Consider the following 23,914-nt stretch of genomic DNA (forward strand, 5'->3'; position numbering starts at 1 on the left):
GCCGGTCGCGGACCAGCAGCGCGCTGGAGCTGACCGGCTGGAAGAACGACTTGTGGAAGTCAACGGTCACCGAGTCGGCCCGCTCGATGCCGTCGCCGCCGCGCTGGTGCTGACCGCCACCGCGTTGGCCGCCGGCCGGGAGATCGTGGTCAGCAGGGGCGAACTGGTCGAGATCGGCGACGGTTTCCGCCTGCCAGACCTGCTGGAGAGCACCGGCGCGCGGCTGCGCGAGGTGGGCACCACCAACCGCACCACAGTCGCGGACTACGCCGCAGCGCTCGGCCCGCAGACCGGTTTCGTGCTCAAGGTGCACCCGTCGAACTTCCGGATCACCGGCTTCACCTCCGCCGTCGGGGTACGGCAACTGGCCACGCTCGGGGTGCCGGTGGTCGCGGACATCGGCTCCGGGCTGCTCGGCGCGGACCCGCTGCTGCCCGACGAACCGGACGCGGCCAGCACCCTGCGAGCGGGCGCCACGCTGGTCACCGCCAGCGGCGACAAGCTGCTCGGTGGGCCGCAGGCCGGGCTGCTGCTCGGTGACGTCGAGGTGGTCGAGCGGCTGCGACGTCACCCGCTGGCCCGGGCGCTGCGGGTGGACAAGCTCACAGTGGCCGCGCTCGCCGCCACCCTGCAACAACCGCACACACCGACTTACGCGGCGCTGCACGCCGAGCCGGGCACTCTGCGGGAACGGGTGGAGCGCCTGCGGGACCGCCTCGGCGCGGACGGCCGCAAGGCGGAGGTGGTGCCGGCCGTCGCGGTGGTCGGCGGGGGCGGCGCCCCCGGCGTGGAGTTGGACTCGTGGGCGTTGAGCCTGCCCGAGCGGTACGCGTTCCCGCTGCGCACCGGAAACCCGCCGGTCCTCGGGCGGGTGGTGCACGGGCGGCTCCTGCTCGACCTGCGCTGTGTGCCCGCCGACGCCGACGACACTGTCCGCGCGGCGGTGCTGCGCGTACCCGGGGACGACTGAACGTGTTCGTCGTCGCGACCGCCGGGCACGTCGACCACGGCAAGTCGACACTGGTCCGGGCGTTGACCGGGATGGAACCCGACCGGTGGGCCGAGGAACGCCGCCGGGGGATGACCATTGACCTGGGTTTCGCCTGGACGACGCTGCCGTCCGGCGGCACCGTCGCCTTCGTCGACGTACCCGGGCACGAGCGGTTCGTGCCGAACATGCTCGCCGGGGTCGGCCCGGTCCCGGCAGCGCTGATCGTGGTGGCCGCCGACGAGGGCTGGATGCCGCAGTCCGCCGAGCACCTGGCCGCGCTCGACGCGCTCGGCGTCGCGTACGGCCTGCTCGCGGTGACCCGCGCGGACCTGGCCGATCCGGGGCCGGCGACGGCCCGCGCCCGCGCCGAGATCGCCGCGACCAGCCTCGGCGCGGTGCCGGCGGTGGCGGTCAGCGGCCTGACCGGCGCCGGCCTGCCGGAGCTGCGGGCCGCCCTGGACCGCCTCGCCGCCCAGTTGCCCGCGCCGGTCGTGGACGACCCGGTCCGGCTCTGGGTGGACCGCAGCTTCACGGTGCGGGGCAGCGGCACAGTCGTCACCGGGACCCTCGGGGGCGGCCGGCTGCGGGTCGGCGACGAACTGGAGCTGGCCGGCACCGACGAACCGGTCCGGGTCCGCGGCCTGCACTGCCTGGGCGAGGCCCGCCCGGAGGCGGCGGCGGTCGCCCGGGTCGCGGTCAACCTGCGGGGTACGCCCCGCGACCGGCTCGGCCGGGGCGACGCGCTGCTCACCCCGGGCCGGTTTCACCACACCGACCTCATCGATGTCCGGCTCGCCGGCGACCCGGCCGGCGACCTGCCAGCCACCCTCACCCTGCACGTCGGGTCGGCGGCGGTGCCGGTACGGGTGCGCCCGCTCGGCCCGGACACCGTCCGGCTGCGGCTGGCCCGCCCGCTGCCGTTGCTGGTGGGTGACCGGGCGCTGCTGCGGGACCCGGGCCGCCACCACGTCAGCGGCGGGGTGCGGGTGCTGGACGTGGCGCCGCCACCGCTGGGCCGACGGGGGGCGGCCGCCGCCCGCTCGCAGGTCCTCGCCGAGTTGGACGGTCGACCCGACCTGGCGGGGGAGCTGCGCCGTCGCCGACTGATCCGGGCCGGCGCGTTGATCCGGATGGGTGTGCCGGTGCCTACCGGGCCGGGGCGGGACAGCCCGGCGTGGGCGGCGCCGGTGGCCGGTGACTGGCTGGCCGACCCCGCACACTGGCGGCAGCTCGGCGAGCGGCTGACCGAGGAGGTCGCCCGGCACGCGCGGGAGCACCCGTTGGAGCCCGGAATGCCGGTGGACGCCCTGCGTCAGCGCCTCGCCCTGCCCGACCGGGTGCTGGTCGAGGCGCTGGTCCGGCCGCCGCTGCGGATCCACGCCGGTCGGGTTGGGGCGGCGAACGCCAACGCGCTGCCCGAACCGGTGGCCCTGGCCGTGAGCCGGGTCCGCGCCGAGTATGGCGACCGGCCGTTCCGCGCCCCCGAAGCGGACCGCCTCGTCGACCTCGGTCTGGGACCTCGGGAGATCGGCGCCGCGGTGCGGGCCGGGGCTCTGCTGCGTCTGGCCGACAACGTGGTGCTGCTGCCCGACGCGCTCGACGACGCGGTCCGGGTGTTGGCCGGGTTGCCGCAGCCGTTCACCCTCTCCGCTGCCCGGCAGGCGTTGGACACCACCCGCCGAGTGGCGGTGCCCCTGCTGGAACTGCTGGACCGGCGGGGCGCGACCCGCCGGCTGCCCGACGACGCCCGGATCGTCGTCACCTGAACGCGCGCCCTTGCGGGGCTGACAGGGTGGCGTGGGAATGCGACGGTGGGCTGATGGTCGAGGTGATGGCGTCCCGGGCGCGGCCGTTCGGTGGCCGCTGGCGGGAGATCGTCTCGGTGGCGCTGCGCTGGGGGCTGCCGGTGCTGTGGGTGCTGTGGGCCGGTCTGGCGTGGTGGGTCGAGCCCCGCGCGTCGACCGAGGCCCAGCTCGACCGGGATCTCGCGGCCGGCCGGGTGGTGAGCTACCAGCGGGCGTACGGCTGGGCCGACGACGGCGCCTACTGGGGGAGCCGGCCGCGTGTGCAGTACGCGGCCGACGGGGGGATGCTGACCTGGACCGTGTCGAACGGCCAGAACCGGTACGCCGCTGGGGCGCCGTTGGCCTCGGACTCGTCCCCCGTCGGGCCGGACTCGTCGGCGAGCACCGGGTGGGACGCGCGGCGTGCCGCAGTCGACGGTTCGGGGCAGGCCGGGGGCGGCACCGCGCACCCGATCGGGAACGCCGCGGCTCTGCTCGCCGGTGTGCTGACCGTGCTCTGGCTGGGGCGCTTGATCGGTGGCGCGCCGCCGCTGGTCGGCACCCGGTGGTTCTGGTTCTGGGTCGGCCTCCTGCCGTTCGGGACAGGTGTGCTGGCCTGGACCTACCGGGAGCTGTGGAGACCACCGCCGGTGCCGGTGCCTGACCGGGGCTCGGGGTGGCGTGGGTTCGGCTGGCTGATCCTCGCCGCGGTCGGCATCAGCCTCCTGGTGTCCGTTGCCCGCATCGTGTTCGGGACGACGGTGGTGCCGGGCTGAGCGGCGGTTGCTGGGCCAACCGGCCACCCGGCCGACGTTGGTCACCTACGGTGACGCCATGGACCCTTCGGCGGTCTGGCGGGACCGGCAGCACAAGTGGCGGATCGAGGCGTACCGGGCGCCGGATCTCCGTTTCGCCATCTACGCCACCAACGGCCCCACCGAGTCGGTGCCGCTGTGGCTGTTCGGCATGTCGGCCCTGGCCCGCTGGCTGATGACCCACGCCATCTCGCTGGACGACCTGGAGGTCGACTGAGCGGGGGCGCGGTCGCAAACACCGCCCACGCCGCGCCCCGCTGCGGTTGAGTGACCTCAGGCGGCGGACGGGGGCACGCGATGGGCAGTCAGCTCGGGCAGTTGGCGTTGGTGGCCGTGCTGGTGCTGGTCAACGCCGCGCTCTCCGGCAGCGAGATGGCGCTGGTGACCCTGCGGGAGGGGCAGTTGCGGCGGCTGGGCCGGCGAAGCCGCGCCGGTGACCGGTTGGTGCAGCTGTCCCGCGACCCGAACCGCTACCTGGCCACGATTCAGCTCGGCATCACCCTGGCGGGGTTCCTGGCCTCGGCGGCGGCTGCGGTGTCGTTGGCCTCTCCGCTGGTCGGGCCGTTGGGTTTCCTCGGCGCGGCGGCGCGTCCCGCCGCGGTGCTGCTGGTGACCGTGCTGCTGACGTTCGTCACGCTGGTGCTCGGTGAGTTGGCCCCGAAGCGGCTGGCCATGCAGCGGGCTGAGCGTTGGGCGTTGCTGAGCGCCGGCCCGTTGGATCTGTTGGCTCGGGTGTCCCGGCCGGCGGTGTGGCTGCTCAGCCGGGCCACCGACGCGGTCGTGCGGCTCGCCGGTGGTGACCCGCGGGCCAACCGGGAGGAGATGACCGAGGAGGAGTTGCGGGAGATGCTGGCCAGCCAGCGCGGTCTGTCGGCCCAGCAGCGGGAGATCCTGACCGGCGCGTTCGACATCGCCGGCCGGACGCTGCGGGAGATCCTGGTCGCCCGGCGGGAGGTGACGACGCTGCCCGCCGATCTGGCCGCGGACGAGGGCGTCCGGCGGCTCGCCGCCGCCGGACGGTCCCGCGCTCCCGTCACCGGCCCCGGCGGCCTGGACGAGGTGCTCGGGGTGGTGCACATCCGCGACCTGGTGCGGGCCGGCACCGCTGAAGTGGGTGAGCGGGTCCAGGCGCCGCTGCTGCTGCCGGTGACCCTGCCGGTCGCCGACGCGATGCGTCAGCTGCGCCAGGAGCATCAGCAACTGGCCCTGGTCGTCGACGAGCACGGGGGCATCGACGGCATGATCACCATGGAGGACCTTCTGGCCGAGGTGGTCGGTGAGTTGTACGACGAGACCGACCGGGACGTGCGCGGGGTGGTCCGGGAATCGGACGGGTCCCTGCTGGTGCCCGGTGACTTCCCGCTGCACGACCTGCCCGACCTGGGGGTGCGGTTGAGCTTCCCGTTGTCCCGGGACTACACGACAGTGGCTGGTCTGGTGCTGGCCCGACTGCGGCACCTGCCGGAATCCCCGGGTGAGACGGTGCGGCTGCCCGGTCTGACCCTGCAGGTGGTGGAGGTCGCCGACCGTGCGGTGCGCCGGGTACGCCTCTGCGGGTTCGTCACCGAGCGCTGAGTGTTCACCCAGAAGGCTGACAAAAGGTCCAAATCGACAAGACGGGAAACGCGGTACGCCTACGGTGCCAGACGTGAAGGACCGAGGGTTGCGTACGTTCGTCACGGTGCTGGCCGGCCTCGCGGTGATCTACTTCGGCAGCGCCGGCCGCAGCCCCGAGGAGGGCCGTGGCATCTCCGGCGGGGTGGTGGTCCTGGCGCTGCTCGCCGCGTTGCTGGTGTGGCACCTGACACGGCCGGGGGACAAGACGGTCAAGTGAGCGCCTCAACGGGCGGCGACACGGGTGACCTCACCGGCGGACTCCTCACCCAGCGCCACCCGTACCAGCGCTGACGCGAGCCGGCCGAAGTCCGGTTCGTCGACGAGACCGGCGAGTCGGTCCGGGGACCCCGGCAGGCCCAACCGCTTCGCCCCGGCCAGGGCCCGACGGTCGGCGTACGGGCGCACGTCCGACCAGACCGTCTGTGCCTCGCGCAGGTAGATGTCCGCGCCCGTGGGGCCGATGCCGGGGAACTCGGTGAGCCGCCGCCGCAGCCCGGCCGGGTCGCCCTGGGCCTCCCGGTGCAGGCGTCGCAGGTCACCGTGCCAACGGTCCAGGCACAGCCGGGCGCCGGTGCCGAGCATGGTGGCGGTCCGCTCGTCGTAGCGGCGGTAGTGGCCCCGGCCCAACGCGTCGACGCGCTCCTGCCAACTGGCCGCCTCCATCGCCTGTGGGGTGCGGTAGCCGGCGGCGAACAGTTCCCGCGCCGCGTCCACCGCCACGCACGCGCGGATCCGGGTGCTCAGCAGCGTGGTCAGCACCAGCAGCTGGTACAGCGGCCCCGGCCGGTCGGCAAGCCGGATGCCGGCCTCCTCCGCGTACGTGCGGCCACGCCGGTCGAGCAACACCCGCACCACACGTCGATCATTGCCCACCCGGTCGGGTTACCCACTTGAGGAGCGGCTAGCCGTCGCACCGCCGGCCGAGGCCGGAATGCCATCGGGGCGGGCGGGTATGCCGACGGTGGAGGCGGCTTCTGCCGCCTGCCGTACCGGAGGGAGACACCCCGTGACGAACCCGCAGCAGCAGGAGTTGCGCCGCAACGCACTGGGCGCCACCAGCCAGGACAACAAGGGCCCCGCCCCGGGCGGGCATCCGGCCAACCGCGGCTCGTCGCGCGGCGACGCCGGTCGTCCGGTGCCCAAGGGGCAGGTGTCGCCGTACGGCCCGGCCGGTGAGCCGGTGGCCGAGGACGACAGCGACACCCGCTGACGGACCTAGCGACCGCGGCCTGGCGGCCGTCGCAACCTGTTCCAGGTGGCGGCGGCCGCCAGCCCGTACGCGAGGTGCGGGATGATGTCGGAGATCCAGTCGGAGCGGCGCCACGTACGCGGGTCGCTGATCCCGAGCACGGTGATCGACCCGTCGGTCATGGTCATGACGCCCGCGCCGAGCAGACCGGTGGCCACCGGCAACGGCTGACGTCGACCACCGGCGTAGAGCGCGAACCCGACGCCCGCGGCGACGCCCAACCCGTAACCGATCAGCGGCCCGAGGCCCGAGCGGCGGTTGGCCGCCCGGGCCCCGTTTCCCAGGTCGACGTGCGCGATCCCGGCCAGCCGGTCGACGGTCTCCTGGGGGACGTCGCTCTCGGGCCGTCCCCGAAGTGCCATGTCCAGGTAGCTGACCACGTTCAGCGCGGTGCTGCCGACGGCGCCTGCGATCGCGCCGTCGGCCACGTCGACCGTCCTCACTTCGGGTCGCCCGGTTCGCGCTCGCTCTTCGGGCCGTACGTCCGGTCGCCGCGCACCACGCCTCGTTGACCGCGATCCTCCTGGAGGATCCTGTTCGCGACCTGGTTGGCCTTGCCGTCGGGTACTCGGCGTCCGGAGTCGTCGATCGCGTTACGCAACCGCGCGCGCTGCTTGTCGTACGCGTTACTGCCCGGCCGTGGTCCTGGCATCTGTGCCTCCTTCGTCGGTCTGGGCACCTGGTGCTGCCCGCCGTCGCTGGGCGTACCGCGGCCGTCTACCCGTCTGGCGGCGGACCAACCCCGGCGCACTAACGGGGCGCGCGGACCACGACCACCGGGCACTGCGCGTGGTGCAGCATCGACTGGCTCACCGACCCCAGCAGCAACCCGGTCACCTCGCCGCGCCCGCGCCCACCGACGACCGCCAGTTGGGCGGAGCGGGACGCCTCGGCGAGCACAGTGCCGGGTCGGCCGTGCGCCACCTGGCAGGTCAACCGCAGACCCTGGTGGGCCTCGGTGAGCCCGGTCAGCCACCCGGCGAGCATCCGTTCCTGCTCGCCGCGCAACCGCGCCTCGTCGTACACCAGGGGTTGCATGTCGCCCGGGCCGCTGCTGCCGGGATGGCGGTAGGCGTGCACCGCCATCAGCGGCACGCCGAGTGACACTGCGGTCTCGGCGGCGAAGCCCGCCGCCAGCCGGGAGGCGTCCGAGCCGTCCACGGCGACCAGGACCGGCTCGTCGGGGCGTTGCGTGCCGCGCGCGACCAGCACCGGGCAGTCGGCGTACGCGGCGACCTGCACCGCGACCGAGCCGACCAGCAGCGCGGAGAACCCACCCAGCCCGCGATCGCCGAGCACGATGAGCGCGGCGGTGGGGGACTCGCCCACCAGCACCGCGGAAGCCTCTCCGTCGATGATCTCGCCGGAGATCGTCAACCCGGGCACTGTCGCCTCCGCCTCGCGGACCGCGGCCTGGATGAGTTCCTCGGCCCGGTGGCGCAGGCCACCGCCGGGCGGCGCGTCCGGGGCGGGGGAGACGGGTACGTGCAGCAGCGGCCAGATGAAGCCGTGCACGACCCGCAGTGGTCGGTGCCGGCGGGCCGCCTCGGCGGCGGCGAGGCGCACGGCGCGCAGCGCCGACTCCGAGCCGTCGACGCCGACCACCACCGCCGCGTTGTTCGCCGAGTTCACGGCCCACCTCCGCTCGCGGCCAGTATCGCGGGCCCGGACGCCCCCGCGTCGCGATACCGCCGAGCGCGTCCCGGTCGGTACGCTGGCGGCGACCGGGGAGGGAGCGCCGCCGATGGGTGAACCGGACCAGCCGAGCACCGCTCGCATGATCGACTTTTGGCTCGGCGGGCAGCACCACTTCCCCGTGGACGTGGCCGCCGCGAACGCGTTCGAGCAGGCGTACGGGCCGTGCGCGCCGGTGTTCCGCGAGCTGCGGGCGTTCCTGGGCCGGGCGGTGCGGGCCATGGCCGCCCACGGCGTGGACGGGTTCCTGGTGTTCGGCGCCGGGGTGCCGACGATGGGCAACGTGCACGAGGTCGCCGCCGACGCGACGGTGCTCTACACCGACGTCGACCCGGTCACCATCCGACTGGGACAGAGCATCCTCGCCGGCAGCGACCGGGCCGGCTACGGCTTCGGCGACGCGACCGACATCGGCACCGTCGACCCGGCGCAGCTGCACCGTTTCGTGCCGGGGTGGGGTCGGCGGCCGGTCGGAGTGGTCTTCCTGGGGTTGGCCGCGTTCCTCGACGACGCCACGCTGACCCGAACCCTCGACGAGCTGTACGCTGCCGCGGCGCCGGGCAGCCTGCTCGCTGTGGACTTCGACACCGAGGAGCTGGCCGGTCACCCGCAGGCGCTGGCCATGATGGGGCCGCAGTTCCGGATGCGTCCACCGGCGGCGTTCGCGCCCCTGCTGGGTCGGTGGGCGCCGACGGCGGACGGGATCGTCCCGGTTGCCGAGTGGCGCCCGGAAGGCCCGCTGGCCGAGGTGCCCGACGCGTTCCACGGTGTGCTCGCGACCCGCGCGGGTGACTGACCGCGCCGATCACCCGTCCGGTGACGTCCGTATGATGCTTGCCCTACAGCAAGCTTCGGGGGAGGTCGACGATGGTAGACGCGCCGGACGTGGTGTCGCGCGCGTTGCGCGAGGCTCCGCCCGACCAGTTGGCGGAGGCGGCGGACCGGGCGATCCGGTCCGCGATGGGCGCGCTGCGCACCGACGTCTTCGTCGCCGACTACCGGATCAGCGGCCTGTGGCCGGTGCTGGATCCGGACCTGCCGGCGGCCGGTTTCCTGGCCTGCCACACCATGGCGCAACGCTGCTTCAGCAGCCAGCAGCCGGTCCGCGACGGTGAGGGCCCCTGCCGGCTCTACCTGCCGTTGACCGTGTGGGGCGAGCGGCTGGGTGTGCTGCTGATCGAGCTGCCGGCCGTACCGAACGCGGCGGTCACCGGTCGGGCGACGGACATCGCCGCCGCTCTGGCGGTGGCGATGCGCGCGGCGGACCGGGAGACCGACCGCTACCGGCGGGCCCGCCGTCGGGAGCGACTGACGATGGCCGCCGAAATGCAGTGGGATCTGCTGCCCGGTCGTGGTGTGTCCCACCACGCGTTCGAGCTGGCCGGCCAGCTCGAACCGGCGTACACGGTGGGTGGCGACCACTTCGACTGGTCGCTGGACGGCGACCGTCTCACCGTGACGGTGCTCAACGGCGAGGGCAACGGCCTGGCGGCGTCGCTGTTGACAGCCGTCACTGTCAACGCGATGCGCAACGCGCGTCGCTCCGGTGGCGGCCTGGTGGAGCAGGCCGAGCTGGCCTCGGACACGGTCTTCTACCAACACCGGGGCGCCCGGTACGTGGCCACCCTGCTGCTTGAGGTGGACACTCGCCTCGGCCGGGTGCGGGCCGTCGACGCGGGCTCGCCCCACCTGTTGCGGATGCGCGGGTCCACTGTCGAGCCGATGAAACTTGATCAGCAGCTGCCGCTGGGCATGTTCGCCGAGACCCGCTACGAGCTTCAGGAGATGCAACTCGCCCCCGGTGACCGGCTCTTCGTCGTCAGCGACGGGGTGTGGGCCGCCGAGCCGCCGGGCCAGGAGCCGTACGGGCAGCGGGTGATGGCACGGTCCCTGCGCGCCACGCGGTTGCAGCCGCCGGCCGAGGCGGTTGGTACGGTGATGCGCGAGCTACACGCCTATCACGCCGATTCCGATCTGCGTGACGACGCCGTCGTGGTCTGTCTGGACTGGCACGGGCCACGCGAGCGGAGCATGGCGTGAGTTTCGCCGCCGCATTGCCGGGCGGGCACCAGCGCGACAACGGCAGGGGACATCAGGTGGAGCGACCTGCGGATCTCGCCGCGGCGATCACCACGGCCGCCGAGACGCTGATCGCCGTGCTGGAGTCGGCCGGGTCGCGGCACCAGGTGCCGCCCACCCAGCTGAGGGTGCTCTTGCTGATCAGCGGTCGTCCGGAGACCAACGTCAACGGGTTGGCGGAGCTGCTGGACGTGGTGCCCTCGTCGGCGAGCCGCCTGTGCGACCGGTTGGAGGCGACCGGGCTGTTGCGTCGGGTGGCCGATCCGCGTGACCGGCGTGAGGTGCGGTTGGTGCCGACGCCTGCGGCGCTGACCCTGTTGGGGGAGTTGGCCGAGCGGCGTCAGCGCGCGGTGCAGGCGGTGCTGGACCGGATGCCGGCGCGGATGCAGCACGAGCTGTTGCTGGCGCTGGCCGGGTTCGCTCGGGCGGCGACGTCGGTGCCCGAGCAGCAGGCCGATCCCGCCGTCCAGACGGCCTGAGCACCAACCGCTCTTCCACTAGTATCCTAGGACGCTCTACGCGTGGTGATCCACGCCACAGTGAAACACCGCCGCACCGGCAGGCCACGGCAGCGGCCGGCCAGCGAGAGGAAGCCCGATATAGTGGCAGCGCACCTACCCGGCCCGCGATCATCGAGATCGCGGGCCGTATCAGGGCAAGGGGCCCCGCCCGGGGCCGCAGGGGAGAGCCGGCGCTGGTCGGCCCGACAGCGCGTACGACCCTCAGCCGCGCCCGGCGCCGGCCGGGGGCCCGCGTGCCGTGGAGGAGGATCGGTGTCGCGTCGGCCGGCTCGGGCAGAGCAACCGCGGGACACCGGTGACGAGACTCCCGGCAACCAGGTCCTCACCCTGCCCAACCTGATCAGCTTCGGGCGGCTGCTGGGCGTGCCGCTCTTCCTCTACCTGTTCCTGGTGGCGCGGGCCGACGTGGCGGCGGTCGTGGTGCTGGCCATCGGGGGCACCACCGACTGGGTCGACGGCTGGATCGCCCGCCGCCTTCACCAGGTCAGCCGCCTGGGCGAGTTGCTCGACCCACTCGCCGACCGGCTCTACATCCTCGCCACCCTGATCGCCTTCACCGCGCGGGAGGTGGTGCCGTGGCAGTTCACCGCGGCGCTGCTGGCCCGTGAGGTGCTCCTGCTGGCCTCGCTGGCGGTGCTGCGTCGCTACGGGTACGGTCCGCCGCCGGTGCACTACGTGGGCAAGACCGCCACGTTCCTGCTGCTCGCGGCGTTCCCGGTGCTGCTGTTGGCCAGCGCGGCCACCGACGTGGCGACGGCGGCGAGCGCCATCGGCTGGGCGTTGGCCTGGTGGGGGCTGGTGCTGTACTGGGTGGCCGGCGCGATGTACGTCGTGCAGGCGGCCCGGCTGGTGCGCGCGGCGCGCGGTCCGGGAGCGGCGGCGTGAGCGCGCCTCGGCTGGGAAAACCCGGCCAGGACCGGGTGTACGCGCCGGACTTCCTGACCGAGCTGTTCCGCAACCCGCTGGATCCGGGGTACGCGGACGCGGCTGCCGCCCGTCGGCGCTCGGCGGAGTCCGCTCCGGCGAGCGGATGGCGGGCCTTGCCGGCACGGTCGGTGAGCCTGGTCGTGGTGGTGATGCTCGGTTTCCTGTTCGCGGTCGCGTACCGGCAGACGATGGCGGACGAGCCGGGGCGCAGCCAGGCGCGTTCGGGTCTGGTGGCGCAGATCAAGGAGCGGGAGAGCCAGACCGACCGGTTGTCCACGCAGGCGGATCAGCTGCGCGAGGAGGTCAGTCGGCAGCGGGACGCGGCGTTGACCGGTTCGGCCGCCGCCCGGTTGCGCAACCTGGAGGCGAGCACCGGGTTGGGCCGGGTGCGCGGTGACGGTGTGGTGGTGCGGTTGGCGGACGCGCCGGACAAGGCTGATGCGGTCACCGGTGCCGGCGCGGGGCCGCCGCGGGTGCTCTACAGCGACCTGCAGGGTGTGGCGAACGCGTTGTGGAGTGCTGGCGCGGAGGCGATCGCCATCAACGGGCAGCGGTTGACGTCGACGTCGACGATCCGGTCGGCGGGTGAGGCGATGCTCGTGGATTTCCGGCCGGTGACCGGGCCGTACGAGGTGTCGGCGATTGGGCCGGGTTCGATGCGGCGCAAGTTCGAGGACAGTCGGAACGCGGCGCTGATGCGGAAGGTCGCGCAGGGGACGGGGTTGTCGTTCGGTGTGCGGGAGGCGGATGACCTCACCCTGCCGGCGGCGCCGGAGCCGCAGCTACGCTACGCCAAGCCGTCGGTCAGTCCGAGCCCTTCCGCGTCGGGTGTCCGTTCCGGCAGTCCCGGGTCGTCCGGTCCGGGGACGACTGTTAGCCCCTCCGGAGGTGGCCGATGATCGCGGTGTTGGCGTTGCTCGCCGGTGTGGTGCTGGGCGTGTGGCTTGATCCCACGGTGCCGGCGGCGTTGCAGCCGTACCTGCCGATCGCGGTGGTGGCCGCGTTGGACGCGGTGTTCGGTGGGGTGCGGGCCCGGTTGGACCGCATCTTCGACGACAAGCAGTTCGTGGTGTCGTTCATTTCGAATGTGCTGGTGGCTGGTCTGATCGTGTATCTGGGTGACCAGTTGGGGGTGGGTGGGCAGTTGTCCACCGGTGTGGTCGTTGTGTTGGGGGTGCGTATCTTCGGCAACGTGGCGGCGATCCGTCGGCACCTGTTCCGGGCGTAGGTTGGGTTGCGATGAGTGACGAGCAGACCGACACGGGGACCGGGTGGCCGCAGCCGGCGGGTCCGGTGCGGCCGGGTGGGCCGGCCGGTGAGCCGGATCCGCGGCCGGATGCGCCGGATCCGGATGAGTTGAGCCCGTTGGCGCCGCAGGCGCCGGCGGATGACGAGCCTGTGGCGGAGCCGGGTGTGGAGCCGGTCGACGATGGTGCGACGGTGGACCTGAGCGCGGTGTCGCGGTCGGGGGAGCAGCCGGTTGCGGGTTCCGACGGGTTGGCGGAGCCGGTGGGGGAGTCGGCGGCGCCGGTGGTGGCTGGTCGGTCGCGGTGGAGTGCGGCCGGGGTGATGATCGCCGCGTTGTTGGCGTTGCTGGGGTTCACGTTGGTCGTGCAGTTGAAGACGACGTCGACGGACCCGACTCTGGGTGCCACCCGTCAGGAGGACCTGGTCCGGATTCTGTCGGATCTGGATGCGCGGGAGAATCGCCTGCAGCAGGACATCCGGGCTCTGGAGGACAGTCAGCGGCAGTTGCGCTCGGGTGAGCAGGGTCGTCAGGCGGCGTTGGATGAGGCGACGCGGCGGGCGGACGAGTTGGGCATCCTGGCGGGGACGTTGCCGGCTGTGGGTCCGGGGTTGACTGTGCAGTTCGACGGCGGTGTGAAGCCGATTTCGGCGAACCGGGTGTTGGACGCGGTGCAGGAGCTGCGTGGTGCGGGCGCTGAGGCGATGCAGATTTCCGGTGGGGATCGGGCGACGGTGCGGATCATCGCGTCGACGTACTTCCTCGATGGGGAGAACAACGCGTCGTTGATCGTGGAGGGGCGTCGGTTGTCGGGGCCGTACACGATCACGGTGATCGGTGATCCGGCGACGATGCGTACGGCGTTGAACATTCCTGGTGGGGTGGTGGCGTCGGTCCGGGGTGACGGCGGTAACGTGACGTTTGGGGAGCGTGAGGTTGCCGAGGTTTCGGCGCTGCACGTGCCGATCAAGTTGGAACACGCCCGTCCGGTCTCCTGACCGGCGCGGCCGCGCCGGACCCGGGTGGTCCGGGGCACCGATGGATGAAGGACGCGTCTGGTGATTCCCGAGGATCTGCGATACACCGCCGAGCATGAGTGGGTGGCGGGTGACGGCACGGCTTCGGTCCGGGTCGGCATCACCCACTTCGCGCAGGACGCGCTCGGTGACATCGTGTACGTGCAGTTGCCCGAGGCGGGTGCGGTGGTCGCGGCCGGTGACTCGTTGGGTGAGATCGAGTCGACCAAGAGCGTGTCGGAGATCTACGCGCCGGTGGCCGGTACGGTGGCGGCGCGCAACGATGCGTTGGCTGACACGCCTGAGCTGATCAACACTGATCCGTACGGTGAGGGTTGGTTGGTGGAGATCACGCCGAACGATCCGACTGCGACGGATGGGTTGCTGACGGCGGCCGCGTATCAGAAGATCACCGAAGGCTGAGTGTGCTTGATCCGGTGCGCGGCATGTCTGCGCGCGTCCGGTTGCCCTGCATTTCGGCGCTGGCTAGGCTCGCCCAGTCGACCGAGAACCCAATAGTTGAGCGTTGCGGAATTGCCTTCCCGGGCACGGGGAGCCAGCCGCCGGGTGTTCAAGTGCCCGGCGGCCAGACCCGCCATTACCCGACGCCGACCGAACAGATCCGTGAGGTGGTCCCATGACGCGGCCAGACGACGAGTTCCCCCCACTCGACGTCACTTCGACGCTCAATCTCGGTTCGCTCGACGAAGTGCTGGAGGGGCCGGATACCGATGTGGTGCCGAGCCGGATGTCCGGTTCGTTGCCGCCGGGTATGGCGCTGCTGGTGGTTCGTCGAGGCCCGAATGCGGGTGCCCGGTTCTTGTTGGACCACGATGTGACGACCAGTGGCCGGCACCCGGACAGTGACATCTTCCTGGATGACGTGACGGTGTCGCGTCGGCACGCGGAGTTCCACCGTGATGGTGGGACGTTCACGGTGCGGGACGTGGGTAGCCTGAATGGCACGTACGTCAATCGTGAGCGGGTCGAGGCGGCCACGTTGAGCAATGGTGACGAGGTTCAGATCGGTAAGTTCCGGGTGGTGTTCATCGCCGGTCCGCGCCCGGAGGAGGAGGCCGGCCGGGGGTGAACGAGCCTGCGGCCTCCATGTCACCCGGGGCGGCTCGGTCTGAGCCGCTGATGAGCATCGGTGAGGTGCTTGGGCAGTTGCGGGTGGATTTTCCGGATACCACGATTTCGAAGCTGCGGTTTCTTGAGGCCGAGGGTTTGGTCGAGCCGCAGCGGACGGCGGCGGGTTACCGGAAGTACAGCTGGGACGATGTGGCGCGGTTGCGGTTCGTGTTGACCGCGCAGCGGGACAGGTACCTGCCGTTGCGGGTGATTCGGGAGCAGTTGGCCCAGTGGGATTCGTCCGGTGAGCAGCCGGAGCGGTCGCGGCCGGCGTTGGTTGCGGTTGGTCCTGATGGTGCGGTGCCGGGTCGTGAGTTCGCGGAGCCGGCCGAGTCGTCGCAGGTGCGGCTCGGCCGGTCGGATCTGGTGGCGCGCAGTGGGATCGACGAGTCGACGTTGGTGGAGTTGGAGCGGCTCGGTGTGCTGGTGTCGGATCCGCCGGGTTGGTATGACGCTGATGCTCTGATCATCGCGTCGGCGGTGGCGGGGTTGGCGGCGTACGGGTTGGAGCCGCGGCACCTGCGGGGTTATCGGACGGCGGCGGACCGGGAGGTCGGTTTGTTCGCGCAGTTGGTGGCGCCGTTGGCGCGGCAGAGTGATCCGGCGGCGCGGGCGCGGGCGGCGGAGACGGCGCGGGAGTTGGTGGCGTTGTCGGAGCAGTTGCACGCGGCGTTGGTGCGGGTGGGGCTGCGGTCGACGTTGGGTCGGTGAGGGTGCCCGGTGGGTGGCGGCTGAGCGGAAAGATCTCTTCCGGGAAGCGTGCCGTAGGCTTGCCGGGGTAACCCCTTTTCGGCGCGGACGTGGTGCTGTAGCGCATGGGACGGCCGTGTTGCGGTCCGTGTACCGTGCAGGGAAAGGCGCGGTGCGGCGTAGGTGACAACGACACGGAGGCGGCGGTGCGCGAGCTGAGCGTGGTCGGAGTTCGGGTGGAGCTGCCCAGCAACCAGCCGATCGTCCTGCTCAGGGAGGTCGAGGGGGACCGCTATCTGCCGATCTGGATCGGCGCGGTCGAGGCGACGGCTATCGCTTATGAGCAGCAGGGGGTCAAGCCGGCCCGGCCGTTGACGCATGACCTTCTGCGGGACGTGTTGGCGGCGTTGAAGGCGCCCTTGCAGGCGGTGGAGATCACCGAGCTGAAGGAGAACGTCTTCTACGCTGATCTGTTGATCGGTGATGGGGTGCGGGTGTCGGCGCGGCCGAGCGATTCGATCGCGTTGGCGTTGCGGGTTGGTGCGCCGATTCGTTGTGCGGAGCAGGTCCTCAGCGAGGCGGGGATCGTTATCCCTGATGAGCAGGAGGACGAGGTGGAGAAGTTCCGCGAGTTCCTGGAGCAGGTGCGTCCGGAGGATTTCGCGGGCTGAGGTGTGCCTGGGCTCTGTTGGTGATCTTTCTCGGTGGCTGCGCGGCGTGTCGCGTCGGTTCCTCCGTGGTAACCCCTGACGGTGGCGATAGGGTTTCCATGTCGAGGGGTGCGCGTCGGAGGAAACGATGCGTCGCCACACTGACGGGGAGGTTGTCCGGATGCACGAGCCGCGGGATTCCGATCCGGGTGCAGAGTTCGACGAGTCGGGTGCCTCGTCGCCAGGTGTGGCGGCTGAGGGTGACGGTTCGGTTGGTTACCGGGGTGTGACGGCCTGCCATGCGGTGGGCATCAGTTACCGGCAGTTGGATTACTGGGCGCGGACGACGCTGGTGGTGCCGAGCGTTCGTGATGCCTCGGGTTCGGGGACGCAGCGGTTGTATTCGTTCCGGGACCTGGTGGTGTTGAAGGTCGTGAAGCGGTTGTTGGATGCGGGGGTGTCCCTGCAGAACATCCGTAAGGCGATCGAGGCGTTGCGGTCGCGTGGTGTGGAGGATCTGGCGGGGATCACGCTGATCTCTGATGGGACGACGGTGTATGAGTGCCGGTCTCCGGAGGAGGTGGTCGACCTGTTGCAGGGTGGCCAGGGGGTCTTCGGCATCGCGATCGGTGGGGCTTTCAAGGAGATCCAGGGGTCGTTGTCGCATCTGCCGGCGGAGCCGGCGACGAGCGGCCCGGTGGAGCCGGTGGTGGCGGCGGGCCCGGATCCGGTGGGTGACGAGTTGGCGGCGCGGCGGGCGCGGCGGCGCGCCGGCTGACGGTTCGGTCTTTCGGTTTTTTTCCGGTTGTTTTCTCGCGACCGTCGGTGACGGTGGCGAGGGTTGATCGGCCGCGTCGGTCCACTGTGGATACCGTGGGTGTCGTGTTGGTTGCCCATTGTGGAGATACCCATCGGTAGTGGTGACGCACCGTGTCGTCGTGTTGTCGGGAATCCGATAAGGGGGCGCTGACCGGGGGCGGTTGACACGCTATGGTCCCTCACGGTTCTGGACCCTTCACCCCCGGAAGGAACGACCGTGACGGTTACGGAAGAGACTGTTCCCACCTCGCACTACGACCGTATTGGCGGTGCCAGTTCGGTCAAGGCGGCGGTTGAGCTGTTCTACGACAAGGTGCTCGCGGACCCGGAGTTGGCGGGCTATTTCGCTGGCGTGGACATGGCGGGTCAGCGGCGGCATCTGGCGTTGATGTTGACGGTGGTGCTGGGTGGCCCGAACGAGTACACCGGTCGCGGGTTGGACGAGGCGCACCAGCCGTTGAACATCACGGTGGGCCACTACGCGAAGGTGGGCGAGTACCTGACGGTGACGCTGACCGAGCTCGGAGTGCCGGCGGACGTCATCGCCGATGTGCAGACGGTGCTGGGGCAGGTGCAGGGCCAGGTGGTGGCTGCCGGGAACAGGTCGGGCGTCTGAGCGTGGACGCCGCTCGCCTCAAGCAGAGCTGGTCGGTGGTCGCCGGTCACGGCGACCAGGTGCCGCTCTACTTCTACTCGACGTTGTTCCTCGCCCATCCCGAGACGCGGCAGATGTTCCCCACGAACATGGCTGGTCAGCGGGACCGCCTCGTGACCGCGTTGGGTCACATCGTGTCCAACGTGGACCAGGTGGATCGGCTGGTGGGTTTCCTGCAGGATCTCGGCGCGGATCACCGCAAGTTCGCGGTCCGCGCGGAGCACTATCCGGCGGTCGGTGAGGCGCTGGTGGCGACGTTGCAGCATTTCCTCGCCGAGCAGTGGACCGACGAGTTGGCTGCGGACTGGACGGCGGCGTACGGGTTGGTCGCCCAGGTGATGGTGGAGGCCGCGCAGGCCGCTGAGGCGGTCAATCCGCCGTGGTGGGTGGCGGAGATCGTGGCGCATGAGCGGCGGGCGTTCGACGTGGCGGTGTTGACGGTGCGTCCGCAGTATCTGTTGCCGTTCACGCCGGGTCAGTCGATCGGGGTGTCGCACCCGTCGGTGCGGTCGTGGCGGTACTACTCGCCGGCCAACGCGCCGCGGGCGGACGGCACGTTGGAGTTGCATGTGCGGGCCGCGCCGGGTGGTGCGGTGTCGTCGCGGCTGGTGTACGGGTCGGCGGTGGGGGATCGGGTCCACCTGGCGGCGCCGGTGGGGGACCGGCTGGGGTTGTGGGCGGCGGGCTCCAGTGACCTGTTGCTGTTGGTGTCGGGTACCGGCTGGGCGCCGATGAAGGCGTTGGTGGAGCAGGTGGCCGCGGAGGGTTCCCGCCGGCGGGTGGACCTGTATGTGGGGGCCCGGTCCCGTAGCGAGTTCTACGACAGCGATGCGATCGACAAGTTGGCATCGTCGTATCCGTGGTTGACGGTGACGTACGTGGTCGGTGCCGACGTGCACCGGCCGGGGGAGTTCGTGCAGGCGGTGGACCGGGCGTTGGCCGACGGTGACTGGCGGTCCCGGCACGTGTTCGTGTGTGGGTCGGACGAGATGGTGTCGCACGCGGTGCGGACGTTGGTGCAGGCGGGCTACCACGCGGGTCAGGTGCACCACGAGGGCCTGGGCGCGCAGTGGTACGGCCCGGCGTGGCGCACGGCGGTGCAGCAGTCCGCTGCGGGTGGCACTTCGGGAGGTGGGCACAGGTGAGTGCGACGCCGATCAGTCGGTATGACGGTGTGCAGGTGTCCGGCGGTGTGCAGGTGCGGATGACCGCCGACCGGGTTCGGCGGTGGGAGTTCGGTGCGGCGTCGTTCGCTCGGCGTGGTTACGACAACGCTGATGTGGACCGGTTCCGGGTGCAGGTCGCTGACGAGTTGGACCTGTTGGCGACGCAGATCGCGACGTTGCGGGCGGAGAACGAGCGACTGACCGACCGGGTGGAGTTGCACCGGCACGGGGTGATCCCGAGTACGGGGGCGGCGGCGAAGGTCCCGGCGGCGCGTGAGGTGAATCTGCTGTCGGCGGCGCAGCGGGAGGCCGAGCAGATCATCGCGCAGGCGCATGACTACGCGCGTCGGGTCGCCGAGTACGCCCGGGTGCAGTACGAGAGTTACCTGCACGCGGCGGAGGCGGAGGCGAAGCAGGAGGCGGAGCGGGCGGTGGCGGAGTACCGCAGCGCGGCGGGGTCGAGCTTCGACGACACGGTGGCGACCCGGGAGGCGTTGCGGATCTTCGGCGAGATGATGGTGTCGCACATGCAGGCGGCGGCGCGGCATCTCGACGACGGCAGTGAGCAGTTGGCGCGCACGATGGATCGGATCGCGGCGGAGACGCCGGGGGCGCCGTTCGTGGGTGGCGTGGTGGGTCAGTCGGCGTTGCCGCGGCACCAGCAGCGCTGAGTCGCCGGGTGGGGTGCGCTGACGTGGACCCCACCCGGTGCGCTGGCGGCGGTGGCATAGTCGGAGGGGTCAGGCGGGGCTGACCGGTGGCCCGCCCCGGGGAGAGGTGCCGTCGTGTCGGTATCACCGTCTCCATCCGGCGGATCGGCGGACCCGCTGACCGCGTTGGAGGCGTCGGCGTGGGCGCTGGCGGCCGCTGTCGGCACCATGAGTGACGCCCTGTCGGCCCCGCTCGGCGAGGTCCTCGCGGCGTCGCCGCACCGCAGCGCGGTACTGGAGGCGGCCGGTCTGCTGTCCTGGGACGGCGGGACGCCGGTCGCGCACCCGTCGCTGGTGCCTGCCGACGGGCCGACCGGGCGCAGTGCGGTGCAGGCGCGGTTGAGTTCGCTGCGGCAGGCGGTCGCCGCGGCGGCGCAGGAGCCTTCCGGCGGGGGTGGCGCGGGCTGGGCGCAGGTCGACGACGAGGTGTTGCTGCATCAGGGTCGGGCGTCGGCGGCGACCGGCCGGGCGTTGGCGACCCGGGTGGTGCCGGAGTTGGCGGGGCTGGCGGAGCGCTTGGACTCGGCGGATGCCCGGGTGCTGGACGTGGGCACCGGTGTGGCGGCGTTGGCTGTCGCCCTGGCCCGCGCGTTGCCCCGGGTGTCGGTGGTGGGCATCGACGTGCTGCAGCGGGCGTTGGACCTGGCCCGCGGGGAGTTGGCCGAGGCGCGCGACGTCGCGGACCGGATCAGTGTGCGCCGGCAGGACGTCGCGGACGTGGCCGAGCCGGATGGGTACGACCTGGTGTGGGTGCCGGCGCCGTTTCTTCCCCAGCAGACGTTGGCGCTCGCGTTGCCCCGGTTGGTGCAGGCGCTGCGACCCGGTGGCTGGCTGGTGGCCGGCACCAATCCGCCGGCCGGGGACCCGTTGCGGGCGGCCGTCGACCGGTGGAACGCCGTCCGCAACGGCGGCAACGCCTTCGACGCCGACCGGATGGCGGCGGTGCTGGCGGAGGCCGGGTTGGGTGATGTCCGGCGTTTTCCGACCGTCCCCGGTGGGCCGGTGTTGGTCGCCGCGAGCCGCCCGGGCGGCTGAGGGCCGCACCTGGTGGGTGGGTGCCAGGTTCTTTTCTCTGCGCGCCGGGTGGGTCAGCTGGCGGCGGCGCGGACGGCCTCGACGATCGGGGTAGGCCCGTCGACGAGTTCCAGTGTCGCGCCGGTGGTGCGCGGTTCGTCGAGCAGCGCGGCGAGGACGTGGGCGACGTCGGTGCGGCTGATCGCGCCACTACCGGCGTGTGGGGTGAGGGTGACCCGCCCGGTGGGTGGGTCGTCGGTGAGCCGGCCGGGTCGCAGCACCGTCCAGGCCAGGTCGCGGCGGCGCAGGTCGTCCTCGGCGGCGCGTTTGGCGCGCAGGTACGCCGCCCACACGTCGTCGGTGCCGGGGGCGGGTGGTGTGTCCACGCCCATGGAGGAGACGAGCAGGTAGCGGTGGACGCCGGCGTGGATGGCGGCGTCGGCGAGCAGCGCGGCGGCGGCCCGGTCGACGGTGTCCTTGCGGGCGGCGCCGCTGCCGGGGCCCGCGCCGGCGGCGAAGACCACCGCGTCGGCACCGCGCAGGTGCTCGGCCACCTGTTCCGGCGAGGTGTGCTCCAGGTCGCAGACGACGGGGGTGGCGCCGGCGGCGCGCAGCGTCGCGGTCTGCTCGGGGTTGCGGATGAGGCCGACGGCGGTGTCGCCGCGCCCGACGAGGTGGCGTTGCAACAGGAGGGCGATCCTGCCGTGGCCTCCGGCGATGACGACGCGCATGCGCCCAACCTACCGGCGCCGGGGGTGCGGGCGGCGTCATCGGCTTGACCTTGACCTTCGGGCAGCCCTGAGCCTGGTGGGAGCCGGTCGCCGTGACCGGCGCGCGAGGAGGATGTCGACGTGGGGCTGATGACCATCGGGGCGTTCGCCCGGGCGGCGAGGCTGACGCCGAAGGCGTTGCGCCTGTACGACCAGGGCGGGCTGCTGGTGCCGGCCGCTGTCGATCCGGAGTCCGGTTACCGGCTCTACGACCCGGCTCAGCTGCCGGTGGCGCGGCTGGTCGCCCAGTTGCGTCGGCTCGGTATGCCGCTGGCGACGATCCGGGTCGTGTGTGACCTGGAGCCGGCAGCGGCGGCTGAGGCGGTCACCGCGTACTGGCAACAGGTCAGCGCCGACACCGCGGCCCGCGCCCGGCTCGCCACCCTCCTCGTGGACCACCTGTCTGAAGGGGGTACCACCATGTCTGTCCCGGATCCCACAGTTGTCGTTCGCTCTGCCGCCGGTTGTGACACCGGGCTCGTGCGCGACAGCAACGAGGACACCGCGTACGCCGGCGAGCGGTTGCTCGCCGTGGCCGACGGGATGCGGGGGCCCGGCGGGGCGGCCGCCAGCGCCGCCGCCGTCGACGCCCTGAAGCCGTTGGCCCTGACCGACGTGCCGGGCGCGGACCTGCTGACGATGCTGGCTGGCGCGGTGAGCGCCGCCGACCGTGCCGTGCACGGGTTGGCCACCGACACCGACCAGCCCGTCACGACGCTGACCGCGCTGCTGCTCAGCGGTTCCCGGCTGGCGCTGGTGCACGTCGGTGACACCCGGGCCTACCTGCTGCGCGGCGGTGAGTTGTCGTTGCTCACGCAGGATCACACCTGGGTGCAGACCCAGGTTGATCAGGGTCGGCTCGACCGGGACCAGGCCGCGACGCACCCGCAGCGCGCGGTGCTGGTGCGTGCCCTCGGTGGCGGCCGGCAGGTCGAGGCGGATCTGGCGTTGCGTACCGCGGTTCCGGGTGACCGGTACCTGTTGTGCTCCGACGGGCTGTCCGCGGTCGTCGGCCGGGCCGGGTTGGGGTCGGCGTTGGCCGCGACGGACGATCCCGAGGACACGGTGCGGGCGCTGATCGATCTGGCGCGGGCCGAGGGGGCGCCGGACAACATCGCCTGCGTCGTCGCCGACGTCCTAGCCGCAGAACCGTCGTCGCCGACGTCCTAGCTTGATAGCCGTCGTCGCCGACGTCCTAGCCGCATGGCCGTCGTCCGCGCCGGGTGGGGCCGCCCCACCCGGCGCGGGGCTCGGCGTCAGCGGCCCGATTGAGGCAGCATGGAGAGGTGATGGAAAGCTTCGACGCGTTGACCTCGCTGGTGGCCGGTGGTGGGGTGGTGGTGCTCAGCGGCGCCGGCCTGTCCACCGAGTCGGGAATTCCGGACTACCGGGGGCCCAGCGGGGTCGCGCGGCGGCACACGCCGATGACCTTCCAAGCATTCACCCGCGATCCCCTCGCGCGGCGCCGCTACTGGGCGCGCAGCCACCTGGGCTGGCGGCTGATCGCGGGCGCGGCGCCCAACGCCGGGCACCGGGCGGTGGCCGGGCTGCAGCACGCCGGGCTGGTCGACACGGTCATCACCCAGAACGTCGACGGTCTGCACGGTGCGGCCGGCAGCCCGTCGGTGATCGAGTTGCACGGTCGCCTCGACGAGGTGACCTGCCTGGACTGCGGCAACCTGACCTCCCGGGAGGAGCTGCACCGGCGGTTGCGCGAGGCCAACCCGGAGTTCGTGGCCCGCGTCGCCGCCGTCAACCCGGACGGTGATGTTGATCTCCCCGATGAGCAGGTGGAGGCGTTCCGGCCGGTGGACTGCGGGATCTGCGGCACCGGGATGCTGAAACCGGACGTGGTGTTCTTCGGTGAGACGGTGCCACCGCAGCGGGTGGCGCGGTGTTTCGCGGCCGTGGAGCAGGCCCGCGCGTTGCTGGTGCTCGGGTCGTCGTTGACGGTGATGTCGGGGCGCCGGTTCGTGATTCGGGCGGCGAAACGGGGCATCCCGGTCGCGATCGTCAACCAGGGGCCGACCCGGGGTGACGGCCACGCCACGGTGTGCGTGGACGCGCCGCTGGGCGCGGTGCTGCCACAGCTGGCCGCGCGGGTCGGCGCCGGGGCGCCGCTGGGGGTCTGACGGGCCAGCCCCGCATGGGCACCCCGCCCGGGTGGGACATCAGCCCCCGGGGGTAGGACATCTGCCGGAAACACCGACGCTGGTAGCGTTGACCACGCCGGTAACACCCACGTGGGAGAGACCGCCCGACAGCACGCAGGGCGGCGCCGAAGGGGCAAATCCTCCCCGGAACCTCTCAGGCAAAAGGACCTCGTGGGCAGGCGCTGTGGAGTGCCCCTGTGGGTGCGACAGAGGGGG

Annotated in this window: 29 protein-coding genes, 1 pseudogene and 1 riboswitch; of the genes and pseudogenes, 25 read left to right on the forward strand and 5 right to left on the reverse strand. The window is 72.1% G+C overall.

Going from position 1 to position 23,914, the window contains the following annotated elements:
• Positions 1 to 94: 94 nt before the first annotated feature.
• From selA to AB0B68_RS08485, 6 genes and pseudogenes are all read left to right on the forward strand, one after another.
• Positions 95 to 970: pseudogene (selA, locus tag AB0B68_RS08460) on the forward strand (L-seryl-tRNA(Sec) selenium transferase); the annotation flags it as partial.
• A 2-nt stretch (positions 971 to 972) separates the two neighbouring features.
• Positions 973 to 2,757 carry a selenocysteine-specific translation elongation factor gene (gene selB / locus AB0B68_RS08465; protein ID WP_357206709.1) on the forward strand — a complete coding sequence of 595 codons (1,785 nt, stop codon included), beginning with the start codon at positions 973 to 975 and terminating at the stop codon, positions 2,755 to 2,757.
• 53 nt (positions 2,758 to 2,810) lie between these two features.
• Positions 2,811 to 3,551 (forward strand): hypothetical protein, encoded by a 741-nt coding sequence (locus AB0B68_RS08470; protein WP_357206707.1) that lies wholly within the window; start codon positions 2,811 to 2,813, stop codon positions 3,549 to 3,551.
• A 58-nt stretch (positions 3,552 to 3,609) separates the two neighbouring features.
• Complete coding sequence (locus tag AB0B68_RS08475) at positions 3,610 to 3,807, forward strand: hypothetical protein (protein WP_238669770.1); 198 nt, start codon at positions 3,610 to 3,612, stop codon at positions 3,805 to 3,807.
• Between the two features lie 80 nt (positions 3,808 to 3,887).
• Entirely contained in the window at positions 3,888 to 5,165 is a 1,278-nt protein-coding gene (locus AB0B68_RS08480) for a hemolysin family protein (protein WP_357206705.1), read from the forward strand.
• 73 nt (positions 5,166 to 5,238) lie between these two features.
• A complete protein-coding gene (locus tag AB0B68_RS08485) occupies positions 5,239 to 5,424 on the forward strand; it encodes a hypothetical protein (protein ID WP_036410487.1) in 186 nt (61 codons plus the stop codon).
• Between the two features lie 5 nt (positions 5,425 to 5,429).
• Here AB0B68_RS08485 and AB0B68_RS08490 read toward each other — a convergent pair whose 3' ends face one another.
• Complete coding sequence (locus AB0B68_RS08490) at positions 5,430 to 6,080, reverse strand: hypothetical protein (protein WP_357206703.1); 651 nt, start codon at positions 6,078 to 6,080, stop codon at positions 5,430 to 5,432.
• A 133-nt stretch (positions 6,081 to 6,213) separates the two neighbouring features.
• On the opposite strand from AB0B68_RS08490, the gene AB0B68_RS08495 reads away from it, so the two are divergent.
• Positions 6,214 to 6,417: a hypothetical protein gene (locus AB0B68_RS08495; protein ID WP_355007565.1), complete on the forward strand. Its 204-nt coding sequence runs from the start codon at positions 6,214 to 6,216 to the stop codon at positions 6,415 to 6,417.
• Positions 6,418 to 6,422: 5 nt separating this feature from the next.
• On the opposite strand, the gene AB0B68_RS08500 is transcribed toward AB0B68_RS08495, so the two are convergent.
• The 3 genes from AB0B68_RS08500 to AB0B68_RS08510 form a co-directional block, all read right to left on the reverse strand.
• Entirely contained in the window at positions 6,423 to 6,899 is a 477-nt protein-coding gene (locus AB0B68_RS08500) for a hypothetical protein (RefSeq protein WP_357258648.1), read from the reverse strand.
• Positions 6,896 to 7,108, reverse strand: a complete 213-nt coding sequence (locus tag AB0B68_RS08505) for a phosphatidylethanolamine-binding protein (protein ID WP_088989541.1) — start codon at positions 7,106 to 7,108, stop codon at positions 6,896 to 6,898. Before AB0B68_RS08505 ends, AB0B68_RS08500 begins: the two co-directional genes overlap by 4 nt.
• 98 nt (positions 7,109 to 7,206) lie before the next feature.
• Entirely contained in the window at positions 7,207 to 8,088 is an 882-nt protein-coding gene (locus AB0B68_RS08510; protein ID WP_357208372.1) for a universal stress protein, read from the reverse strand.
• A 112-nt stretch (positions 8,089 to 8,200) separates the two neighbouring features.
• Between AB0B68_RS08510 and AB0B68_RS08515 the strand changes: the two genes are divergently transcribed.
• The 16 genes from AB0B68_RS08515 (at position 8,201) to AB0B68_RS08590 (ending at position 20,796) form a co-directional block, all read left to right on the forward strand.
• On the forward strand, positions 8,201 to 8,947 hold the full coding sequence (locus tag AB0B68_RS08515; RefSeq protein ID WP_357208370.1) for an SAM-dependent methyltransferase: 747 nt from the start codon (positions 8,201 to 8,203) through the stop codon (positions 8,945 to 8,947).
• Positions 8,948 to 9,018: 71 nt separating this feature from the next.
• A complete protein-coding gene (locus tag AB0B68_RS08520) occupies positions 9,019 to 10,191 on the forward strand; it encodes a PP2C family protein-serine/threonine phosphatase (RefSeq protein ID WP_357258651.1) in 1,173 nt (390 codons plus the stop codon).
• A 56-nt stretch (positions 10,192 to 10,247) separates the two neighbouring features.
• Positions 10,248 to 10,709: a MarR family transcriptional regulator gene (locus tag AB0B68_RS08525; protein ID WP_357206478.1), complete on the forward strand. Its 462-nt coding sequence runs from the start codon at positions 10,248 to 10,250 to the stop codon at positions 10,707 to 10,709.
• 294 nt (positions 10,710 to 11,003) lie between these two features.
• Positions 11,004 to 11,636: a CDP-alcohol phosphatidyltransferase family protein gene (locus tag AB0B68_RS08530; RefSeq protein WP_355007559.1), complete on the forward strand. Its 633-nt coding sequence runs from the start codon at positions 11,004 to 11,006 to the stop codon at positions 11,634 to 11,636.
• Entirely contained in the window at positions 11,633 to 12,577 is a 945-nt protein-coding gene (locus tag AB0B68_RS08535; protein WP_357206464.1) for a DUF881 domain-containing protein, read from the forward strand. The genes AB0B68_RS08530 and AB0B68_RS08535 overlap by 4 nt, the downstream gene beginning before the upstream one ends.
• On the forward strand, positions 12,574 to 12,906 hold the full coding sequence (locus AB0B68_RS08540) for a small basic family protein (RefSeq protein WP_030327710.1): 333 nt from the start codon (positions 12,574 to 12,576) through the stop codon (positions 12,904 to 12,906). Before AB0B68_RS08535 ends, AB0B68_RS08540 begins: the two co-directional genes overlap by 4 nt.
• Before the next feature lie 11 nt (positions 12,907 to 12,917).
• Entirely contained in the window at positions 12,918 to 13,922 is a 1,005-nt protein-coding gene (locus AB0B68_RS08545) for a DUF881 domain-containing protein (protein WP_357206465.1), read from the forward strand.
• 60 nt (positions 13,923 to 13,982) lie between these two features.
• Positions 13,983 to 14,363: a glycine cleavage system protein GcvH gene (gene gcvH / locus AB0B68_RS08550; protein ID WP_091397961.1), complete on the forward strand. Its 381-nt coding sequence runs from the start codon at positions 13,983 to 13,985 to the stop codon at positions 14,361 to 14,363.
• A 214-nt stretch (positions 14,364 to 14,577) separates the two neighbouring features.
• Positions 14,578 to 15,030, forward strand: a complete 453-nt coding sequence (locus AB0B68_RS08555) for an FHA domain-containing protein (protein WP_007071101.1) — start codon at positions 14,578 to 14,580, stop codon at positions 15,028 to 15,030.
• A gap of 50 nt (positions 15,031 to 15,080) precedes the next feature.
• The gene (locus AB0B68_RS08560; RefSeq protein WP_357206467.1) at positions 15,081 to 15,782 is read left to right on the forward strand and encodes a MerR family transcriptional regulator; all 702 of its coding nucleotides are present in this window, start codon (positions 15,081 to 15,083) and stop codon (positions 15,780 to 15,782) included.
• A 185-nt stretch (positions 15,783 to 15,967) separates the two neighbouring features.
• Positions 15,968 to 16,432, forward strand: coding sequence for a bifunctional nuclease family protein (locus AB0B68_RS08565; RefSeq protein WP_030327706.1), 465 nt, complete (start codon positions 15,968 to 15,970; stop codon positions 16,430 to 16,432).
• Positions 16,433 to 16,592: 160 nt separating this feature from the next.
• The gene (locus tag AB0B68_RS08570) at positions 16,593 to 17,189 is read left to right on the forward strand and encodes a MerR family transcriptional regulator (RefSeq protein WP_355007555.1); all 597 of its coding nucleotides are present in this window, start codon (positions 16,593 to 16,595) and stop codon (positions 17,187 to 17,189) included.
• A 258-nt stretch (positions 17,190 to 17,447) separates the two neighbouring features.
• Entirely contained in the window at positions 17,448 to 17,846 is a 399-nt protein-coding gene (locus AB0B68_RS08575; protein ID WP_357206469.1) for a group 1 truncated hemoglobin, read from the forward strand.
• Positions 17,847 to 17,848: 2 nt separating this feature from the next.
• On the forward strand, positions 17,849 to 19,030 hold the full coding sequence (locus tag AB0B68_RS08580; protein ID WP_357206471.1) for a globin domain-containing protein: 1,182 nt from the start codon (positions 17,849 to 17,851) through the stop codon (positions 19,028 to 19,030).
• Positions 19,027 to 19,722, forward strand: a complete 696-nt coding sequence (locus tag AB0B68_RS08585; RefSeq protein WP_112587029.1) for a cell division protein DivIVA — start codon at positions 19,027 to 19,029, stop codon at positions 19,720 to 19,722. Before AB0B68_RS08580 ends, AB0B68_RS08585 begins: the two co-directional genes overlap by 4 nt.
• A gap of 114 nt (positions 19,723 to 19,836) precedes the next feature.
• Positions 19,837 to 20,796: a class I SAM-dependent methyltransferase gene (locus tag AB0B68_RS08590; protein ID WP_357206473.1), complete on the forward strand. Its 960-nt coding sequence runs from the start codon at positions 19,837 to 19,839 to the stop codon at positions 20,794 to 20,796.
• 53 nt (positions 20,797 to 20,849) lie between these two features.
• Here AB0B68_RS08590 and AB0B68_RS08595 read toward each other — a convergent pair whose 3' ends face one another.
• Complete coding sequence (locus AB0B68_RS08595) at positions 20,850 to 21,506, reverse strand: NAD(P)H-binding protein (protein ID WP_357206474.1); 657 nt, start codon at positions 21,504 to 21,506, stop codon at positions 20,850 to 20,852.
• Between the two features lie 120 nt (positions 21,507 to 21,626).
• On the opposite strand from AB0B68_RS08595, the gene AB0B68_RS08600 reads away from it, so the two are divergent.
• On the forward strand, positions 21,627 to 22,715 hold the full coding sequence (locus AB0B68_RS08600; protein ID WP_357206476.1) for a MerR family transcriptional regulator: 1,089 nt from the start codon (positions 21,627 to 21,629) through the stop codon (positions 22,713 to 22,715).
• A gap of 119 nt (positions 22,716 to 22,834) precedes the next feature.
• Complete coding sequence (locus AB0B68_RS08605) at positions 22,835 to 23,677, forward strand: NAD-dependent protein deacetylase (protein ID WP_357258654.1); 843 nt, start codon at positions 22,835 to 22,837, stop codon at positions 23,675 to 23,677.
• A gap of 102 nt (positions 23,678 to 23,779) precedes the next feature.
• Positions 23,780 to 23,878, forward strand: a riboswitch (glycine riboswitch).
• Positions 23,879 to 23,914: the final 36 nt, after the last annotated feature.

The sequence above is a fragment of the Micromonospora sp. NPDC049049 genome, assembly GCF_040649115.1.
GTDB lineage: Bacteria > Actinomycetota > Actinomycetes > Mycobacteriales > Micromonosporaceae > Micromonospora.

Coding starts and splice junctions, on each gene's coding strand:
- AB0B68_RS08605 (WP_357258654.1), top strand. CDS start 22,835: ATGGAAAGCTTCGACGCGTTGACCTCGCTGGTGGCCGGTGGTGGGGTG.
- AB0B68_RS08505 (WP_088989541.1), bottom strand. CDS start 7,108: ATGCCAGGACCACGGCCGGGCAGTAACGCGTACGACAAGCAGCGCGCG.
- AB0B68_RS08520 (WP_357258651.1), top strand. CDS start 9,019: ATGGTAGACGCGCCGGACGTGGTGTCGCGCGCGTTGCGCGAGGCTCCG.
- AB0B68_RS08595 (WP_357206474.1), bottom strand. CDS start 21,506: ATGCGCGTCGTCATCGCCGGAGGCCACGGCAGGATCGCCCTCCTGTTG.
- AB0B68_RS08480 (WP_357206705.1), top strand. CDS start 3,888: ATGGGCAGTCAGCTCGGGCAGTTGGCGTTGGTGGCCGTGCTGGTGCTG.
- AB0B68_RS08475 (WP_238669770.1), top strand. CDS start 3,610: ATGGACCCTTCGGCGGTCTGGCGGGACCGGCAGCACAAGTGGCGGATC.
- AB0B68_RS08560 (WP_357206467.1), top strand. CDS start 15,081: ATGAGCATCGGTGAGGTGCTTGGGCAGTTGCGGGTGGATTTTCCGGAT.
- AB0B68_RS08515 (WP_357208370.1), top strand. CDS start 8,201: ATGGGTGAACCGGACCAGCCGAGCACCGCTCGCATGATCGACTTTTGG.
- AB0B68_RS08570 (WP_355007555.1), top strand. CDS start 16,593: ATGCACGAGCCGCGGGATTCCGATCCGGGTGCAGAGTTCGACGAGTCG.
- AB0B68_RS08545 (WP_357206465.1), top strand. CDS start 12,918: ATGAGTGACGAGCAGACCGACACGGGGACCGGGTGGCCGCAGCCGGCG.
- AB0B68_RS08540 (WP_030327710.1), top strand. CDS start 12,574: ATGATCGCGGTGTTGGCGTTGCTCGCCGGTGTGGTGCTGGGCGTGTGG.
- AB0B68_RS08555 (WP_007071101.1), top strand. CDS start 14,578: ATGACGCGGCCAGACGACGAGTTCCCCCCACTCGACGTCACTTCGACG.
- AB0B68_RS08470 (WP_357206707.1), top strand. CDS start 2,811: ATGGTCGAGGTGATGGCGTCCCGGGCGCGGCCGTTCGGTGGCCGCTGG.